This window comes from Pseudomonas turukhanskensis, assembly GCF_027922365.1.
GTDB classification, from domain to species: domain Bacteria; phylum Pseudomonadota; class Gammaproteobacteria; order Pseudomonadales; family Pseudomonadaceae; genus Aquipseudomonas; species Aquipseudomonas turukhanskensis.
On the sequence record NZ_BSFN01000010.1, the window covers coordinates 159,513 to 177,092 of the forward strand.

Annotated in this window: 16 protein-coding genes and 4 pseudogenes; 11 read left to right on the forward strand and 9 right to left on the reverse strand. The window is 60.6% G+C overall.

Annotation, left to right across the window (positions count from 1 at the left end):
- The first annotated feature begins 127 nt into the window (after nucleotides 1–127).
- From PKE98_RS17390 to PKE98_RS17400, 3 genes are all read left to right on the forward strand, one after another.
- Nucleotides 128–481, forward strand: a complete 354-nt coding sequence (locus tag PKE98_RS17390; RefSeq protein ID WP_271196588.1) for a putative quinol monooxygenase — start codon at nucleotides 128–130, stop codon at nucleotides 479–481.
- Between the two features lie 57 nt (nucleotides 482–538).
- On the forward strand, nucleotides 539–1,153 hold the full coding sequence (locus tag PKE98_RS17395; protein ID WP_271196589.1) for a nitroreductase family protein: 615 nt from the start codon (nucleotides 539–541) through the stop codon (nucleotides 1,151–1,153).
- A gap of 83 nt (nucleotides 1,154–1,236) precedes the next feature.
- Complete coding sequence (locus tag PKE98_RS17400) at nucleotides 1,237–1,521, forward strand: YciI family protein (RefSeq protein ID WP_271196590.1); 285 nt, start codon at nucleotides 1,237–1,239, stop codon at nucleotides 1,519–1,521.
- Between the two features lie 37 nt (nucleotides 1,522–1,558).
- Here the strand turns inward: PKE98_RS17400 and PKE98_RS17405 are convergent, their stop codons facing one another.
- From PKE98_RS17405 to PKE98_RS17420, 4 genes are read right to left on the reverse strand one after another with little or no spacing between them, the layout of a single operon-like run.
- Entirely contained in the window at nucleotides 1,559–2,545 is a 987-nt protein-coding gene (locus tag PKE98_RS17405) for an LLM class flavin-dependent oxidoreductase (protein WP_271196591.1), read from the reverse strand.
- A gap of 48 nt (nucleotides 2,546–2,593) precedes the next feature.
- Entirely contained in the window at nucleotides 2,594–3,358 is a 765-nt protein-coding gene (locus PKE98_RS17410; RefSeq protein ID WP_271196613.1) for a sugar phosphate isomerase/epimerase family protein, read from the reverse strand.
- Nucleotides 3,359–3,405: 47 nt separating this feature from the next.
- Nucleotides 3,406–4,206: a sugar phosphate isomerase/epimerase family protein gene (locus PKE98_RS17415; protein WP_271196592.1), complete on the reverse strand. Its 801-nt coding sequence runs from the start codon at nucleotides 4,204–4,206 to the stop codon at nucleotides 3,406–3,408.
- Between the two features lies 1 nt (nucleotide 4,207).
- Nucleotides 4,208–5,212 (reverse strand): LLM class oxidoreductase, encoded by a 1,005-nt coding sequence (locus PKE98_RS17420; protein WP_271196593.1) that lies wholly within the window; start codon nucleotides 5,210–5,212, stop codon nucleotides 4,208–4,210.
- Nucleotides 5,213–5,355: 143 nt separating this feature from the next.
- Here PKE98_RS17420 and PKE98_RS17425 point away from each other — a divergent pair, with 143 nt between their 5' ends.
- Complete coding sequence (locus PKE98_RS17425; RefSeq protein WP_271196614.1) at nucleotides 5,356–6,240, forward strand: LysR family transcriptional regulator; 885 nt, start codon at nucleotides 5,356–5,358, stop codon at nucleotides 6,238–6,240.
- Between the two features lie 87 nt (nucleotides 6,241–6,327).
- On the opposite strand, the gene PKE98_RS17430 is transcribed toward PKE98_RS17425, so the two are convergent.
- A complete protein-coding gene (locus PKE98_RS17430; protein WP_271196594.1) occupies nucleotides 6,328–7,482 on the reverse strand; it encodes an acyl-CoA dehydrogenase family protein in 1,155 nt (384 codons plus the stop codon).
- A gap of 60 nt (nucleotides 7,483–7,542) precedes the next feature.
- Nucleotides 7,543–8,409 (reverse strand): IclR family transcriptional regulator, encoded by an 867-nt coding sequence (locus tag PKE98_RS17435; RefSeq protein ID WP_271196595.1) that lies wholly within the window; start codon nucleotides 8,407–8,409, stop codon nucleotides 7,543–7,545.
- Between the two features lie 235 nt (nucleotides 8,410–8,644).
- On the opposite strand from PKE98_RS17435, the gene PKE98_RS17440 reads away from it, so the two are divergent.
- The 7 genes and pseudogenes from PKE98_RS17440 to PKE98_RS17470 all read left to right on the forward strand — a co-directional run.
- The gene (locus PKE98_RS17440; RefSeq protein WP_271196596.1) at nucleotides 8,645–9,430 is read left to right on the forward strand and encodes an enoyl-CoA hydratase; all 786 of its coding nucleotides are present in this window, start codon (nucleotides 8,645–8,647) and stop codon (nucleotides 9,428–9,430) included.
- A gap of 2 nt (nucleotides 9,431–9,432) precedes the next feature.
- Nucleotides 9,433–10,962 carry a 3-hydroxyacyl-CoA dehydrogenase gene (locus PKE98_RS17445; RefSeq protein WP_271196597.1) on the forward strand — a complete coding sequence of 510 codons (1,530 nt, stop codon included), beginning with the start codon at nucleotides 9,433–9,435 and terminating at the stop codon, nucleotides 10,960–10,962.
- 22 nt (nucleotides 10,963–10,984) lie between these two features.
- Nucleotides 10,985–12,187 (forward strand): 3-oxoadipyl-CoA thiolase, encoded by a 1,203-nt coding sequence (locus tag PKE98_RS17450; RefSeq protein WP_271196598.1) that lies wholly within the window; start codon nucleotides 10,985–10,987, stop codon nucleotides 12,185–12,187.
- 26 nt (nucleotides 12,188–12,213) lie between these two features.
- A complete protein-coding gene (locus PKE98_RS17455) occupies nucleotides 12,214–13,452 on the forward strand; it encodes a CaiB/BaiF CoA transferase family protein (RefSeq protein WP_271196599.1) in 1,239 nt (412 codons plus the stop codon).
- 105 nt (nucleotides 13,453–13,557) lie between these two features.
- Nucleotides 13,558–13,930 (forward strand): annotated as a pseudogene (locus tag PKE98_RS17460) (hypothetical protein).
- Nucleotides 13,931–13,944: 14 nt separating this feature from the next.
- Nucleotides 13,945–14,037 (forward strand): annotated as a pseudogene (locus PKE98_RS17465) (DUF1289 domain-containing protein); the annotation flags it as partial.
- A pseudogene (locus tag PKE98_RS17470) lies at nucleotides 14,031–14,146 on the forward strand (electron transfer flavoprotein subunit alpha/FixB family protein); the annotation flags it as partial. The pseudogenes PKE98_RS17465 and PKE98_RS17470, both read left to right, overlap by 7 nt.
- Before the next feature lie 218 nt (nucleotides 14,147–14,364).
- On the opposite strand, the gene PKE98_RS17475 reads toward PKE98_RS17470, so the two are convergent.
- The 3 genes and pseudogenes from PKE98_RS17475 to PKE98_RS17485 all read right to left on the reverse strand — a co-directional run bounded on the left by PKE98_RS17475 (nucleotide 14,365) and on the right by PKE98_RS17485 (nucleotide 17,514).
- Complete coding sequence (locus PKE98_RS17475; protein ID WP_271196600.1) at nucleotides 14,365–15,126, reverse strand: SDR family NAD(P)-dependent oxidoreductase; 762 nt, start codon at nucleotides 15,124–15,126, stop codon at nucleotides 14,365–14,367.
- A gap of 202 nt (nucleotides 15,127–15,328) precedes the next feature.
- A pseudogene (locus tag PKE98_RS17480) lies at nucleotides 15,329–15,555 on the reverse strand (SDR family oxidoreductase); the annotation flags it as partial.
- A 93-nt stretch (nucleotides 15,556–15,648) separates the two neighbouring features.
- On the reverse strand, nucleotides 15,649–17,514 hold the full coding sequence (locus tag PKE98_RS17485) for a sigma-54-dependent Fis family transcriptional regulator (RefSeq protein WP_271196601.1): 1,866 nt from the start codon (nucleotides 17,512–17,514) through the stop codon (nucleotides 15,649–15,651).
- Nucleotides 17,515–17,580 lie beyond the last annotated feature (66 nt).

The following is a 17,580-nucleotide window of genomic DNA, read 5'->3' on the forward strand; positions in this document are numbered from 1 at the left end:
ATGCTACCTATCTGTGATTTGTAGGCTGTTTATCTGCCTGCCGCTCTACCTTAGCATGGCCGCTGACTCCACAACCCTCTGCCTGCACGCGCAGCATGGTTTGCCTTTAGCTCTGTGAGGACGCCCCATGAAAGACGAAGTCATCAGTATTTTTACCCTGCGCCTGGCCCCGGAAAACTTCACCGAGTTCAAAGCCCTGGTTGCCAACATTGTCGCGGCCACCAGCAAAGAACCCGGCACCCTGATGTATCAATACAGCGTGAACGATGCGCACACCGAGGCTCACATCATTGAGCGCTACCGTGCCGATGCGGTGGTCAGCCATATCGAAGAAACCTTCGCGCCGTACGGGGCCAAATTCCTGGAATTGGTCGAGATCACCCAGTTGATGGTGTACGGCAACCCGGATGCGCCAACGCGCAAACACCTGGACGCCTTTGGTGCGCAGTACATGAATTCGTTCGACGGTTTCACGCGCTGAGTCGCGTCGCCGGCAGTCACCCCGTCAGCCACTCACCAGTCCCTTTTTGGATACACCATGACCCACGTTATTGAAGCCATTACCTCCCGCACCTCGGTCAACAACTACGACCCAACCCATCAGTTATCCGATGCAGAAATCGGCGAGCTGATTGCCTTGGCCACTCAAGCGCCCAGCGCGTTCAATGGCCAGAACTGGAAGTTCATCGCCGTACGCTCGCCTGAAGCAAAAGCCCGTCTGCATCCAGCTGCCTATGGGCAGCAGAAAGTGTTGGACGCTGCCGTCACCTTTATCGTGTGCGGCAAACTGGGCATTCAAGAGACCTTGCCGGCCGCACTGGCGTCAGCAAAATCCGTCGGCATCCTTGACCACGCCACGTACGAAGGCTGGGTAGGCGCGGCAAGCAACATGTACGGCCCAAACCCGGCCCTCCAGCGTGATGAAGCTGTTCGTTCCGCGTCGCTCGCGGCCATGACCCTGATGCTCGCTGCCAAAGGCCTGGATCTGGGCTCTTGCCCGATGATTGGTTTTGATGCGGGCGCTGTGACTGAGGCATTCAATCTTGAAGCTTCCGATGTGCCGGTCATGCTGGTTACCGTCGGGCGTGCCGCTGCAGACAACTGGCCGAAAAAACCGCGGCTGGCTGTTGCAGACGTACTGAGCTTTGCTTAAGCCATTCGCAGGCTGAACGGGGTGCCTGGTTGTAACGACCGGGCACCAGCGTTTTCGAGGCAGAACGCTGGGGAGATGAATGGATGAACGTCACCGTCTATTGCCTGGATCATGACGATGCCCTGGAGCGTCGCCTGGCACATTACGAGGCGCACAAGGCGTACCTCAATACGGCGCCGATCAAAACGCTTATCTCGGGTCCGCTGACTACGGCGGACGGCATCACCATGATTGGCAGCTTCTTTCTCTATGAAGCCGACAGCCTTGAAGCGGTTACCCGCTTCCTGCAAGACGACCCCTTTAACCAGGCAAATGTCTGGGCCTCTATCGACGTGCGACCCTTTATCAAACGCGTCGACAACCGCTGAGGTTTCTCCTCAGCGCTCGTCTGTATGCTCTTTGCGGTTAACGGGTGAGTAGGTTGCCAATCGACTCCGCCGCCAACTGATAGGAGCGGCAACGCGCGGCTGAATCGTAGATGCGCGCATCAATCATCAACTCGTCTACGCCGGTGGTGGCGATGAATTCGCGCAGCCACGCGCCGACATCCTCTTTATCCCCGATAGCGGTACAGGCCATGGCCTGGTCGAGTCCCTGTCGGTCCCTTGGTGTGACGCTTGCCAGGTAGCCTTCCTCCGGCGCCGGCAGCAGCGTTGGACGCCCTGCGTGTAGCCTGACTACCCATTGTTGATGAGAGCTGGCCAGATACTGCGCCTGGGCGCGTGTATCGGCGGCTATAACGTTCACCCCGGCCATGGTATACGGCTGTTGCAGGTACTCGGAGGGGCGGAAATTTTCTCGGTAATGGGCCAGGGCGTGCATCAGCATTCGTGGCGCAAAGTGCGAGGCGAACGCGTAGGGCAGGCCCATCCGTGCGGCCAGGTCGGCGCCCTGCAGGCTGGAGCCCAGAATCCACATCGGTATGTCATGACGACCAGGCAGGGCGTGCACAGCTTCACGGCCATTGTCTTGCAGGTAGTCGCGCACCTTCTGTACGTCCTGGGCAAAATCCCGTTCCGGGGCAAGGCCGCGAATGGCCCGCACTGTAGGGCCGCCGCTACCGGGTGCGCGGCCGAGGCCAAGATCGATGCGGCCCGGGAACAAGGTCTCCAGCGTGCCGAACTGCTCGGCCACAATCAGCGGCGAATGATTGGGCAACATCACGCCGCCTGCGCCGACGCGCAGCGTGCTGGTGGAGGCCGCCAGGTGTTGCACGATCAGGGGCGTGGCCATGGAACCGATGCCGGGCAAATCATGGTGCTCGGCAATCCAGTAGCGGTTGTAGCCGTGTTGTTCAACGTGGCGTGCCAATTGGCGAGCGCCTTCCAGGGTGTCGGCGTAGGTTTTGCCTTCGCCGATCATCATCAGGTCCAGCACAGACAGTGCAGTCATAACAACTCCAGTTCGATAGAGGCCAGCGGTGTCGCGCCGTGCCCGGAATTAGCGGTTGAGCGGGATATCGGCCCAGTTCGGATGGCGGGACAGACGCTGCTGAATACCGCGCATGGCGCTGAGCGAACGCTGCAGTTTCAGGTACACATCGCCACCGTAATCCCAGCCAAGTACACCAACGCGGCCGGTGTAACCCATGCGAGACAGGGCGCCGAGCAGGGCAAAATTATCCAGCTCGCCGCGATCTGGCGGCTCCATGGTGGCTACGCCGCCCCAGCCGAGGGGCGACAGCGCTGAGCCGGAGGTGGTGACTTGCATAAGCCAGGGCGCCATCGCGTCCAGGCAGCCCTGCAAATCACCTTCCTGGCTGGCGTACCAGTGGTAGCCGTTGAACACTGCGCCCAGGCGCGGGTGGTGAAAGTAATTGCACAGGTCCACCACCTGAGCGGTGGTTTGCGTCACGTGGTTGCGATGTGGATACAACGCCAAACGCAGGCCTCGGCGCTCCACAATCGGCAACAAACCTTCGATCACGGCCAGGATCGCAGGTAGGCCGTTAACCGAGGTTTGCACCGCCAATTCGATTAGCTCAACGCCCTCAACCGACTCCACGATTCGACGAACCAAAGCGTCGTTGCGCCCCTCGTGCAGCACCAGGTACAGCGCGGCGATATCCAGCCCATGCCGACCTTTCACCTTCGGGAGTTGGCTGAGGTCGGTGAGCGGAGTACCGCCCCAGGCAGCGACCGTAATGGCATCAAAGCCGACTTCGGCGACCATCTCGCACTGCGCCTGGAAGCTATACACGCCCATGGACGTATAGAAAAACGAGTCCAGAGCGTGGATGGGGTTTGCGCCGTTCACCGTGGGAAGTCCGTCATCAACGCCCAATGCGGGTTGCGCGCCAGGCGCCGCTCCATAGAGCGGAACGCGGTGAGCGAGCGGCTGAGGTTGCCATGCACATCGCCGCCCATGCTCTCCCAACCCAGAAAGCCGACCTGGCCCGAATAACCACGGCGCTGCAAAGCGCCCAGCAGCACAAAATTATCCATCTCGCCCTCATCCAGCGGCTCGATAGTGGCGGCGCCACCCCAGCCCAATGGCGAGAGCCGGCAACCGGCGATGTTTACCTGTTTCAGCCACGGCCACAGGGCGTCCAGGCGTTGCTCCAGTTCGCCTTCCTGGGTGGCGAACCAGTGATAACCATTGAACACAATGCCCAGGCGCGGATGGTTGAAACGCTCGCAGAGTTGCACGGCTTCGCTTGTCGTTTGCATGCCGTAACGGATGTGCGGGTACAGGGCAATGTTCAGATTGCGGCGCTCGCAAATCAGCAACAGCTGCTCAAGCATGCGCACGTCCTGTTCCTGCACCTTGTCGCCGGAATGCAGCGCCAGTTCGATGGTGTTGCAACCTTCGATCGTCTCGAACAGGTTGATCAACCAGGCCTCAAGGCCTTGGCGGTAGATGGCATAGACACCGCCGACATCGAGGCCCCATTGGGCCTTTACCTTGGGCAAGTCCTTGAGCTCTTTGCTCCAGGACGAAACGGTGATGCCCTGATAACCGAGTTCGGCGAGCATCTCGCACTGCACCGCTAACGGGTAAGTGCCGAGCTTGGTTTGGAAAATGAAATCCATGGCGTGAGCGGCATGTTGCATTTCAACGGCTCCGCGGCGCAGAAGGGGTGGTCAGGGCCGGTTCCAGGCTCGGGAAGTGCGGCAGGATGTATTCGCCCATCTCGTCGATCACTTCGGCAGCGGGGCGTTGTTGTGGCTTGAAATTCAGGGCCACGTGATTAACCCCTTGGTCTTGCTGACGGCGCCACAGGTCGATCAGGGTGTTACGCCCGGCACGCAGCACGCGGCCGGTTTGCAGGGGCAGGTTGGGGTCGGCCGCCAGGTCGAAGAAGGTGCCGTAACCGTAGGGTTTGAACGGCTGTCCACGGCTGGCGTCTTGCCATCGGTTGATCATGTCGGGGATTTTTGCTGGGTCGGTGAAATACCACAGCACGCCGTCGGTGTTTTCGGCGATCCACTCCATGCTCTGGCCGGCCATGCCCACCACAATGGTCGGCAGGCGCGGCGCCAGAGGTTTGGGCACCAGGTCCAGGTTGCCAGTGAGTTCGCCGTAATAAGCCGAGCCATGCACCGGCCAGGCGCGCTCTGTGGCGGCACGAACCACCGCCAGCGCATCGCGGAAACGGTCGGCGCGGTTATCGAAATCCGCACCAAAGGCCGGGTATTCCACCGGCCGGTCGCCCGTGGCCAGGCCGAGAATAAAACGCCCACCCAACAGTTGATCGACGCTGGCCGCCTGCTTGGCAACGATCAATGGATCGCGCAGCGGCAGCACGATGCCCGCTGTGCCGATGGCGATTTTTTCGGTGATGGCGGCGAGGTAGCCGGCATATACCATGGGGTCGATCACCTGGCCAACGTCACCAAAATTTGGGTCATAGAATGGCACGTCGCGCAGCCAGATGGCCGAGAAGCCGGCCTGGTCAACCGTGCGAGCCATGTCGGCATGATTGGCCAGGGTGGGGCCTGGGCTATCGGGGTAACTTTCCAGCGGTGCGATAAACCCAAAGGTCAGATGCCCGGGTTGAAACACGCGGGCAAAGCCGCGGTGCTCGGCCAGCTCTTTAGGGAGTTCGGGATAGGTCATGGATACCTCGAGACTAACGAGAGACCCAGGGCAAACGAGGCCCTAGTCAGGATGCCAGCGACTATAGGGGGCCAGGCAGGAAAGAAAAATAAGCTAGAATTCCAAACATTGCGGAATGTAAGGATGTAATGGTGAGTGCGAAAATGGATCAGTTGGGCGCGTTGTCGGCGTTTGTGCATGCGGCCGATGGGCGGAGTTTTACCGAAGCCGGGCGGCGATTAGAGGTGTCGTCATCGGCGATTGGCAAAGCGATCACCAAGTTGGAAGAACGGCTGGGAGTGCGGCTGTTTCATCGCTCCACGCGGGCGATCACCCTTACAGCCGAAGGTGCATTGTTTCTCGAGCGCTGTCACCGCATCTTTGCCGAGCTGGAAGTGGCCGAGCGTGAACTGACTCAGGCGGCGGGCAACCCTCAAGGCAAACTACGCATCAGCTTGCCGCAACTGGGCATGCGCTTAATGCCGCACTTGATAGCGTTCCAGCAAACCTATCCCGCCATTGAGCTGGAGTTAGACTTCAGCGATCGCCTGGTCAACGTAATCGAGGAAGGTTTTGACGCCGTGATGCGCATTGGTGAGGTACAGGACTCACGCCTGATGATGCGCAGGCTCAATGGCTTCAGCCACCGCCTGGTGGCCGCGCCGAAGTACCTGAAAGCGCGCCGCGTACCCAAGGCCCCCGCGGACTTGAACGCCCACGCCTGCCTGCACTACCGCTATCCCTCCAGCGGCAAACTGGACCCCTGGCCGCTATTTGCCGATGGCAAACAGATACACCTGGACCTGCCGCAAACCGCCGTCACCAATGCCATCGACCCGTTACTGGCCATGGCCGAAGCCGGGCAGGGTATTGCCTGTTTGCCGGACTTTATCGTCGCCCTGGCGATCGAAGAAAAACGCTTGGTGCCGTTGTTGGACAGCTACATTCAAGACCGCCGCACCCTCAGCATTTTGTGGCCGTCTAGCCGCCAGCCATTGCCAAAGATAAAGGTGTTTGTCGATTTTCTGGCAGCGCGGTTAATGCCTTGAGTACCACAGCGCCATCCCGTGAACAGGCAGGCGCGCCTGCGCTTTCAGGGATGGCCGCCAAGCCCCGAAGCAGGGGCTTTCTGGTTGTTAACGCTGCACTTCGCGAATCATATTGCGCGCAATTACCACCTGCTGGATCTGCGTGGTGCCTTCATAGATGCGGAACAACCGCACATCACGGTAGAAGCGCTCAATGGCGTACTCGCTGACGTAGCCCGCACCGCCATGAATCTGCACGCAACGGTCCGCCACGCGGCCGCACATTTCGGTGGCAAACATCTTCGCGCAGGAGGCTTCGGTGCTGACATTGTTGCCGTCGTCACGCTTGCGCGCTGCGTCCAGCACCATGCACTTGGCCGCGTAAATTTCGGCTTTGCTGTCGGCGAGCATGGCTTGGATAAGCTGGAATTCGGCGATGGGTTGGCCGAACTGCTTGCGGTCCAGGGCGTAGTGCAGGGCGTCGTCGAGCATACGTTCGGCGGCGCCAACGCTGAGGGCCGCGATGTGTAGACGGCCTTTGTCCAAGACTTTCATCGCCGTTTTAAAACCAACGCCTTCTACGCCGCCGATGAGTTGGCTGGCGGGCACGCGGGCGTTGTCGAAAATCACGTCGCAGGTGTGGGCGCCTTTGTGGCCCATTTTGTGGTCGGCTTTGCCCAGTACAACGCCTGGGGTGCCGCGCTCAACAATAAAGGCGCTGATGCCGCCAGAACCTCTGATGGCCGGGTTGGTGCGCGCCATCACGGTGTAGATGCCGGCTTCGGGAGCGTTGGTGATAAAGCGTTTGGTGCCGTTCAGAACGTAAAAATCACCGTCGCGCACGGCGGTGGTTTTTAACGAGCCGGCATCGGAGCCAGCGTCTGGCTCAGTCAGGCAGAAGGAGCTAAGCAGCTCGCCGCTGGCCAGTATGGGCAGGTAGTGCTGGCGTTGCTCTTCGGTGCCATCAAGCAAGATGCCGATGGAGCCAATGCCGTTGTTGGTGCCAATGTAGGAGCGAAACGCCGGCGAGGTACGGCCCAGTTCAAAGGCGATATTGACCTCTTCTTCCATGGTCACACCCAGGCCGCCGTATTCCTCCGGAATGGTTAAACCAAACAGGCCCATGTCGCGCATTTGATCGACGATATCGGCAGGAATCGCGTCGGTTTCGGCCACCTCGTTTTCACGGGGAATCAGCACTTCGTTGACGAACTGGCGAAGCGAGTCCACCAGAATCTGCAGGGTTTCGGTATCACGGATCATATGCGCTCCTGTGGCCCACCACGTGGGCCGATTTCGTAAGGGGCGCCGACCCCTGAACCGTTAGCGGGCAGCGGCGCCGATGTTGTTAACCATGTTGATCAGGCGGGGCCCGATGTCGTCTGCAAGCGTGTCCCGGGGCAGTTGAAAGCTCGGGCCACCGCAGTTGAAAGTCAGTAACCCGAACTGCGGGTGTAACAGCGGCACGGCAACGGAGTTGACGTCGCGGTGCCATTCGCCGATCGACAGGCAAAAGCCGTAATCGGTGTAATCGCGAAACGCGCGATCCAGGCCTTTGCGAATGGCAGGCCATTGGTCCGCTTCGCGCTGGCGAATGTGGTCGAGCAGAAACTCCCGCTCGCTTTCCGGCATCGCGGCCAGGCAAGCCCGGCCGGCCGAGCTTTGCGCCAGGGGCAGGTAACTGCCGATCTGGCGGCGCATCGTGGTGTTGCCTTGGCCTTGCACCACGTCCAGATAAACCATTTGCAGGCGGTCCCGGGCGGCCATCGCCACGGCGGCTTGCGCGTGGTTGGCCAGTTCTTCCATCAGCGGATGGGCCACCGACCGAATCGACAGGTTGGTCAGCATGGCGTAGCCAAATCCCAACACGCCGACATCCAGTTGGTACTTGCCCGAGTGCACTTCACGCTTGAGGCAGCCCAGGCGCATCAGGGTGTTGGTCAAGCGCGTGACAGTCGGTTTCGGCAGCCCTGTCATGCGCGCTAAATCCTGGTTACCCAGCACGTTGTCACGCGGGGTAAAGCAACGCATCAGCTCCAGGCCGCGAGCCAGCGCAGTCACAAACTGGCCGCCGGCTTCGTCCTCGCCAAGCGCTGTGGCCGGGTCGAGCATGCCCATCTTCAGTAAGCCGATTTCATCCGCTCCGGTGCTGCTCTCAGCGTTTTGCTGATCCGCTTTGTTGCGAGCCATGGTAGAACCCCACTTTTGGCAAATGCAAGAAAATAAAACCGTGTTTCGTCTGGCGAAATTATAGATCAGTCGGATCTGAAATTGAAACGCTGTTTTTATGTGGCATAAGTATCTGTAAATAAACACTTTAAATAAATAGTTTGGATTTTTGGTTTACATAAAAACCGGGCCATCTCTATGATAATTCGTAATACGGAATGCAGTTTCGTATAGCGAAACACTTTTAGAGGTGGGTATGAGTCAGCAACCTGAATCTGTAGTGCATCTGGATATTCGCCAAGACGGTGTCGCCGTTGTGCGCATCGACCGGCCAGAAGCAAAGAACGCCCTTAATGGCGCCGTGCGCGAACAACTGGCTGAACACTTCCGTGCCGTGGCCCGTAACCCGCAGGTGCGCGCCATCGTGTTGACTGGCGGTGAGAAGTGCTTCGTAGCGGGGGCGGACATCCGCGAGTTCGCCCAAGCCAGCCCAATCGAAATGTACCTGCGCCACACCGAGCTGCTATGGGAAGCCATCTCGCGCTGCCCCAAGCCGATTATCGCGGCGGTCAACGGTTTTGCCCTGGGTGGCGGCTGCGAGCTGGCCATGCACTGCGACATCATCGTCGCCGGCGCCTCGGCGCGCTTTGGCCAGCCCGAAGTGAAGCTTGGCCTGATGCCGGGGGCGGGCGGCACCCAGCGGCTGATTCGCGCAGTGGGTAAATTCCAGGCCATGCGCATCGCATTGACCGGTTGCCTGGTGTCCGCCCAGCAAGCCTTGGCCATGGGCATGCTCAGTGAAGTGGTGGAAGACGAGCAGACCATCACCCGAGCGCTGGAGCTGGCCGCCGAAATCGCCGCGTTGCCACCGCTGGCAGTCGCGCAAATCAAAGAAGTGATGCTGGCCGGCGCCGACTTGCCGCTGGAAAGCGCCCTGGTGTTGGAGCGCAAAGCGTTCCAACTGCTGTTCGATTCGCGCGACCAGAAAGAGGGCGCGCAAGCCTTCCTGGAAAAACGCAAAGCGATCTTCTCGGGAGAGTGACCATGACACGCACCATTAATCAGATGGCCGTAGTCGGCGCCGGCATCATGGGCACCGGCATTGCACAGATCGCCGCCCAGGCGGGCGTGCGGGTCATGCTGTTCGACAACCGTGACGGCGCCGCGCAAGCCGCGCGTGACACGTTGAAAGGCACGCTGGATAAGCTGGTAGAGAAGGGCAAGATTGCCGCCGCCGATGCGCAAGCAACTATCGACCGCGTGCAGGTCGCCACCGCCCTTGCCGAGCTGGGCGACGTCGACCTCGTGGTGGAAGCCATTATCGAGCGCCTCGACGCCAAACAAGCGTTGCTCGCCGAGCTCGAAGCCGTGGTGGCCGATGACTGCATTCTGGCCACCAATACCTCGTCGTTGTCGGTCACTACCATCGCTCGCCACTGCCGTGTGCCGCAGCGCGTGGCAGGCTTTCACTTCTTCAACCCGGTGCCACTGATGAAAGTGGTCGAGGTCGTCGATGGCCTGGCCACCGACCCGCAAGTGGGCGACTGCCTGCAAGCCCTGGCTACGCGCATGGGTCATCGCGGCATCCGCGCCAAAGACACCCCCGGTTTTATCATCAACCACGCCGGCCGCGCCTACAGCACCGAAGCCCTGCAAATCCTTAAGGAAAGCGTTGCCGAACCGGCCGAAATAGACCGAATCCTGCGTGAAGGCCTGGGCTTTCGCATGGGCCCGTTGGAGTTGTTTGACCTGACGGCGCTGGACGTCTCCCACCCGGTGATCGAGTCGATCTACAACCAGTTTTACCAAGAACCGCGTTATCGGCCGGCAGCGCTAACCCGGCAAATGCTGGACGCCGGTTATGTCGGCCGCAAAGTGGGCCGCGGCTTCTACCGCTATGCCGACGGCAAGATGATCGATCCGCCCGCGCCACAACCTGTGCCGAGCGTCACCAGCCTGCCACCGGTATGGCTGGGTACCGAGAACAAAGCAGACCACACCCGCTTTAGCGAACTGCTGCAGCAACTGGGCGCCCAGGTGGAAGAGGGCGCCCAGCCCAGCACCGAAGCGCTGTGCCTGTTGGCACCATACGGGCTGGACGCCACCAGCGCCGTTGGCCTGTTTGGCACTGACGCCGCCCGCACCGTGTGCATTGACCCGCTGCTGGACACCGACCGCTACCGCACCTTGATGCTCAACCCCGCCACCCGCGCCGATATGCGCGACGCCGCCCATGCGCTGCTGGCCAGCGATGGCGTGGGCGTGAGTGTGATCAATGACAGCGTCGGGTTTGTGGCCCAACGGGTGCTGGCCATGATCGTCAACCTGGCCGGCGACATCGTCCAGCAGGGCATTGCCAGCGTTGATGACCTGGACGAAGGCGTGCGCCGTGGCCTGGGTTATCCGCAGGGGCCGTTGGCATGGGGCGACAGTATCGGCCCCAAACGCTTGCACACCGTGCTCGAGCGCATGACGCAGCTCACCGGCGACCCGCGTTACCGCCCAGGCCCCTGGTTGCGTCGCCGCGCCACGCTAGGCCTGTCGCTGCGCCATCTCGAAACTTCCCTTAACTGATCGACAACGCCAGGATTTCTCCATGCTCGACGCCTATATCTTCGCGGGTCTGCGCACCCCCTTTGGCCGCCACGGCAGCGCCTTGGCACCGGTACGTCCGGACGACCTGGTGGCCCATGTCATTCATGAGCTGCTGGCCCGCCACGCCATTCCCGGCGAAGCCATTGAAGATGTGATTCTCGGCAACACCAACCAGGCCGGCGAGGACAGCCGCAACATCGCGCGTCACGCCGCGCTGCTCGCTGGCTTGCCAGTGACTGTTCCCGGGCAAACCGTAAACCGCCTGTGCGCCAGTGGCCTGGCCGCGGTGATTGACGCCGCGCGTGCCGTGACGTGCGAAGAAGGCGAGCTGTTTGTGGCCGGCGGGGTGGAAAGCATGTCCCGCGCGCCCTTCGTTATGGCCAAAGCCGAAGCCGCCTATAGCCGTGAGCTGACGGTGTTCGACAGCACCATCGGCGCCCGTTTTCCCAACCCGAAAATCGTCGCCGAATTTGGCAACGACAGCATGCCGCAGACCGGCGACAACGTGGCCCAGGAATACGGCATTACCCGCGAGCAAGCCGACACCTTTGCCGCCAACTCCCAAGCCCGCTATGAAGCCGCGCGCAGTGCTGGTTTCTTTCAGGACGAACTGCTCGCCGTGAGCGTGCCCACCGGGCGTAAAACGCCGCCCAACGTGGTGGAGCACGACGAACACCCGCGTCCGCAATCGGACCTGGCCGCGTTGGCGCGCCTCAAGCCGCTTTCCGAAGGTGGCGTGGTTACGGCCGGCAACGCCTCCGGCGTGAACGACGGCGCGGCTGCGTTGTTGATTGGTTCAGCCGCCGCTGGCGAGCGGCACGGCCTGGTGCCGATGGCGCGCATTCTTTCGGCGGCTGCAGCCGGTGTTGCCCCGCGCATCATGGGCGTCGGCCCAGTGGAGGCGATCAACAAAGCGCTGGCGCGCGCCGAATTGACGTTGGCGGACATGGACATCATCGAAATCAACGAAGCCTTCGCCAGCCAGGTACTGGGTTGCCTGAAGGGCCTCAACGTTGCCTTCGACGACCCACGGGTAAACCCCAACGGTGGCGCCATCGCCGTGGGCCACCCACTGGGTGCCTCCGGCGCACGCCTGGCCCTGAGCACCGCGCGCGCCTTGCAACAAAGCGGCAAACGCTACGCCGTGGTCAGCCTGTGCATCGGCGTCGGCCAAGGCCTGGCGATGGTCATCGAACGTGTGTAAACGCACGCAAGCAAAGGTGAATTGAAATGGGTGCTTTGACTGGATTTCGCGTGCTCGATTTAAGCCGCGTGTTAGCCGGCCCCTGGTGCGGCCAAACCCTGGCTGACCTGGGTGCCGAAGTGATCAAGATTGAACGCCCCGGCGCGGGCGATGACACCCGTGGCTGGGGCCCGCCCTGGATGAAAGGGCAGAACGCCGAGTCCTCCGGCGAGGCGTCGTACTACCAATCAACCAACCGCGGCAAACTGTCGGTGGCGCTGAATATCGCCAGCGCCGAAGGGCAAGAAATGATCCGCGCCCTGGCCACCAGCTGCGACGTGCTGATCGAAAACTACAAGGCCGGCTCCCTGGCCAAGTACGGCCTGGACTACGCCAGCCTCGCCGCCATCAATCCACGCCTGGTGTACTGCTCGGTCACCGGTTTTGGACAGACCGGCCCGCGTGCCGCCGAGCCCGGCTACGACTTTATTATCCAGGGCATGGGCGGCCTGATGAGCATCACCGGCGAGCGTGACGACTTGCCCGGTGGCGGCCCGCAAAAAGTCGGTGTGGCGTTTGCCGACCTGATGACCGGCCTGTACTCCACCGTTGCCATCCAAGCCGCCTTGCTCAGCCGGGAAAAGACCGGCCTTGGCCAGCATATCGACATGGCCTTGCTCGACGTACAGGTCGCCGCCCTGTGCAACCAAAGCCAAAACTACCTGGCCTCTGGCAAACCCCCAGGCCGCTACGGCAATGCCCACGCCAACATCGTGCCCTACCAAGTGTTCCGCGCCAGCGACCGCGACTTCATCATCGCCTGCGGCAACGACTCGCAGTTTGTCGCGCTGTGCAACGCCATTGGCTTGCCCGATCTGCCCAAAGACCCACGCTTTGCCCGCAACGCCGACCGCGTCAGCAACCGCGAAGCAATCGTCGCCATTCTGGCCAAGCATTTTCTCGGCGCCAGTGCGGACGAGTGGGTAGGGCGCATTCATCCGCAGGGCGTGCCGGTCGGCGCCATCAACAGCATCGCCCAGGCCCTGGATGAACCGCAGGTGCTCGCCCGCAACATGCTGGTGAACATTCCGCATCCGCTAAAGGCCGACTTCGTCACCGTGGGCAGCCCCATCAAGTTGTCAGGCACCCCGGTCGAATACCTACGCCCGGCGCCGATGCTGGGCGAGCACACCGATGAAGTGCTCAAGCGCGAGCTGGGTTTGGACGATGAACGCCTGGCGCAGCTCAAAGCCCAAGGCGTGATTGAACAGCTCGGCAAACGTTAAATTGTCACTGGACGCGCGGTGCCCCACTCGCTTCTTGTATAGGGGTAGGGTGTATGCCTAACTGAGCCGCGCGGCGCCGGCTTCCACTCTGCGACGGAGCCCAGCATGCCCCCAGGCAAGCGTGAACTGGCAAGAATCGAACGACGTTTAAATCACAACGCTAACCGAGCCCTGCGAGACCGCGAAAATCGAAATCCCAGGCTTCACCTGGCTTACCCACACAGCGGCTCCCACCGCATTTGCCCAAACGCTAGAAGTGACCTGGGTGTTTGAAGCGGCGGCTGATAAACACCGTGCCCAAACTGACGCCAAGGCACGCGTTTTTGAACTCACCGCCATCGGCCTGAACCAAGCGAACCTCGACGTTACACCGTCCGAGCAACCGGTCCGGTTCGACTCTGAAGAAGAATGCCAACGCACCCACGGCGGCGACTGGAACAAGCGCCTGTCGCAACCGCCCGCGGCCAAGAGACACTGACAGTGGCAAAATAAATCGACAACCCCTGTATCTCGCTGTGTCAGTTAAGCGGCGACCTGTGCGTGAGCTGCGGACGAAGCAAAGATGACATCAGAAAATGCGTCCGAACTATGCCGGGAGCGCCATCGCTGCCGTTCAGTCACTCTTGTGATCTCCGAGCGTTCCACCGGTTTCGCCCCGGTTGCTGCTGAAGGCGGTTCTGCTGCTGTTGAAGCGTAAGCGTCCGGGCATCTCGTCTTGCGTAACTGAGCCAGTTGCCACCGATGCGCCAACAACTACCCAATTTGACTGGCCCGGTGCGTCGGCATCAGCGTATCCGTCAGGCGCAGTTCTCAAGCCGGCCCTGAAAACCTATGGTATCCGCCCGGCGTTTGGGCCAGTCGGCGAAACAGGGTGACTCGTCTTCTCGCCTGCTCCACCGGAGCACGCTAAATCTAGGTCAGATTCAACCCTCCGTCTGACAGGAGTATCTCGCCGGTTAAGTAGTCCGACTCGACCAGCATTAAAACAGCTTTTGCGATGTCGTCTGGGCTAGCGGCCCTGCGCATAGGTGCGCGAGTTCGCCACAATTCTTGGGCATCTGTCCACTCTGCGGTCAGAGGCGTGTCGACCAAGCCCGGCGCCACAGCGTTTACGCGAATTTCTGGTCCAAGCGATACCGCGAGCAAGCGGGTCATGTGATTAAGCGCAGCTTTGCTTACCGCATAGGGAATCGATGCGCCCTTAGGACGGATACCGGCATGCGAACTGATGTTTACGACGCAACCTGCTCGACGGTAACGGGCGGCATCGCGCAACGCCGACTCGGCCAAAGCGACTAGGTGGAACGGCGCTACGACATTTACCTCGTTAAGTTCGTGCCACACCTTAGAACTGGCAGAGGCAAGGTCGCCGTGCGGAATGACTCTGCTAATACCGGCGTTATTGACCAATACGTCGAGCTGCCCCCACGCGGCGATAGCCTCGTTAACAAGCCTGACCCTGTCAGCTTCGAAAGCTAGATCAGCTTGCACGTAAATAGCCTGGTTCATTTCGGCAACCATAGCGCGCCCCGTATCCGCAGAATTTCGCGAATGGATCACCACCGCATAGCCTGCCAGGCTTAGTACACGTGCAATGGCTGCGCCGATACCGGAAGTCGATCCTGTAACCAACGCGACGCGTAATACGTTATCGATTGCCGGATTGGGTTTCATATGGATATCTCGAATTGGTTGCCAGAGAGCCATTACCGTAGCACCAAGCACGCAACGTCTGCGTCCGGCTGTAAGCATTTCTGGACGACTCGAGCTTTAAAAGGATTGGGACAAGAAGTTCTTTGACGCATAGAAATACTGGGGTTAGTGGAGGAGGTGTCCACATATTTTTAAGTGAAAAACACCGCCTTTGTGTAACCGTCTGGGCAAGGAATCTAGGCCCGTTTCCAACAACATCGTTGAAGATGTTGGTTACAACATCGTTGAAGATGTTGGTTACAACACCTCCGGAGCCGACTGCATTGACGCATATACCGTAGTCAATGACCTCCAGGGCCAATGTGCGAGTCAGCTAGGCCAGTGCACTTTTTGAAGCGATATAAACCGCAATCGTAGGCAATGCCCGGAAGCCGTATAGGACGCGACGTTTTTCGTGTTTGTACGTCAAACAGACGCTATTGGGGTTATCAGATCCTTTGACTCTGTCCAGGGAAAAACTCTGCCGAGCGTTGTTTTATTGATCTAGTTGTACGACCCCTTACCCGGCATATGAATGCCATGCTGATTCACCCGCCGATACAACGTAGCCCGCGAAATCCCCAACTCCTGAGCCGCCAGCACCGGCTTCCACCGGTTGCGCACCAACGCATCGATCAATGCCTGGCGCTCAGGGTTTCCCACTGCCGTTTCAACGCCAATTGCCGGCGCACTTACGCCTAGCGTAGTTGGCAGATCTTGCACCCCGATCACTTGCCCAGCACACACGGCACAGGCATACCGCAGTGCATGGTGCAGTTGGCGCATATTGCCCGGCCAGCTGTGGTTCAGCAGCACCTCAAGGCCTGCATCGCTCAGGCCGAAACGTTCGCCGGAGCGCTCGCATTCTTCGTCCAGCAGCTTGTTAATCAGTGCCAGCTTGTCGGTGCGTTCACGCAGGGGCGGGATCTCGAAGCGTGCGCCGCTCAGGCGGAAGTAAAGGTCTTCGCGGAAACTGCCTTGTTCGACCAAGACGGCCAAGTCGCGGTGGCTGGCGCAGACCACTTGGATGTCGATGGGTTGCGGGCGGGAGGCGCCCAGGGGCGACACTTCGCCTTCGCTTAAAGCGCGCAGCAGGCGGGTTTGTAGCATCAGTGGCATGTCGCCAATTTCGTCGAGGAACAATGTGCCGCCGTCGGCTTGTTGCAGCAGGCCGCGCATGCCTTTGCTGTTGGCGCCGGTGAAGGCGCCGGCGGTGTAGCCGAACAGTTCGCTTTCGATCAGGTTCTCTGGAATGGCGGCGCAGTTCACGGCAACGAAGGGTTTGTCTTTGCGTTTGCTCGCTTTATGCAGTTGCAGGGCGAAGTGCTCTTTGCCGGCGCCGGTTTCGCCGTGAATCAGGACGGGCAGGCCACGGTCTTTTACCCGCACGGCCAACTCAAGCGCTTGGGCGACTTTGGGGTCGAGGGCTTCAACGACTTTGCTGGTGGCGGGTACGAACGTTGAGCGCCGTGGGGCTTTGAGGCGTACGTGTAAGTCCAGGGTTGGCAGGTAGTGCACGCTGTCGTCGCTGGCGTTGGGCAGCCGCGCCGAGGCGAAGGCTTCCTGGACGGTAAGCGGTATGCGGCCATGGCGCTGTATCAGCAAGCGGCGGGCGGCGGGGTTTAGGGCTTGGATAACGCCGTCGCTGTCCCAGGCGAACAGGAACTGGGGCTGGCTGTCGACGTAGCCGGGCAGGGCGTGGGCGCGCAGTACCCAGAGGTCTTGGGTGCTGTACATAAAGTAGGCGTTTTCAATTTCGGCGGCGCTCTGGATGACCATTTGCCGAATCAGGTGTTGGCTACGGCGGTCGTCGGGGGAGCGAATGGCGGACACATCCAGCACGGCAAACAGTTCGCCGCTGGGGGAAAACACCGGGGCCGCCGAGCAGGTGTTGCCGATGAAGGCGGCACGGAAGTGGTCGTGTTTGTGCACGGTGATCGGCTGTTTGTCGACCAGCACGGCGCACACGGCGGTAGTGCCTTCTTCGTCTTCGGTCCAGCAGGTGCCCAGGTCGATACCGGCGCGGCGGTATTCGCCTTTGATGGTGGAGTCGATGCAGTAGTCGACGGTGCAGCCGAGGGTGTCGGTGAGCATCACGCAGTAGTCGGCGTCGCGCACGCGGTGGTGCAGGCGACCGATTTCATCGCCCGCCAGGCGCAGGAAGTCGTCGATGCGTTGGCGGTGCTCGTTGAGCTGGTGGGCCTCAAGCACACGCGGCCCCTGCAAGGAACCGGGGTCAACCTGATGCAGTACGGAGCGGCGCCACGAATCAACAATGCTGCTGGGAACCGGCAGGGTCGGGGCGCTTTGGGCAGTGCGTAGCACTCGGCTCACGTGTTCGTTGTGAGCTTTTGAGTAACCAGAGGACATATAACCTCCGCGTGGTCGTTCTTATTTTTTGTAGGACAAATTTAATGCCCGTTAACGCCATGCGAC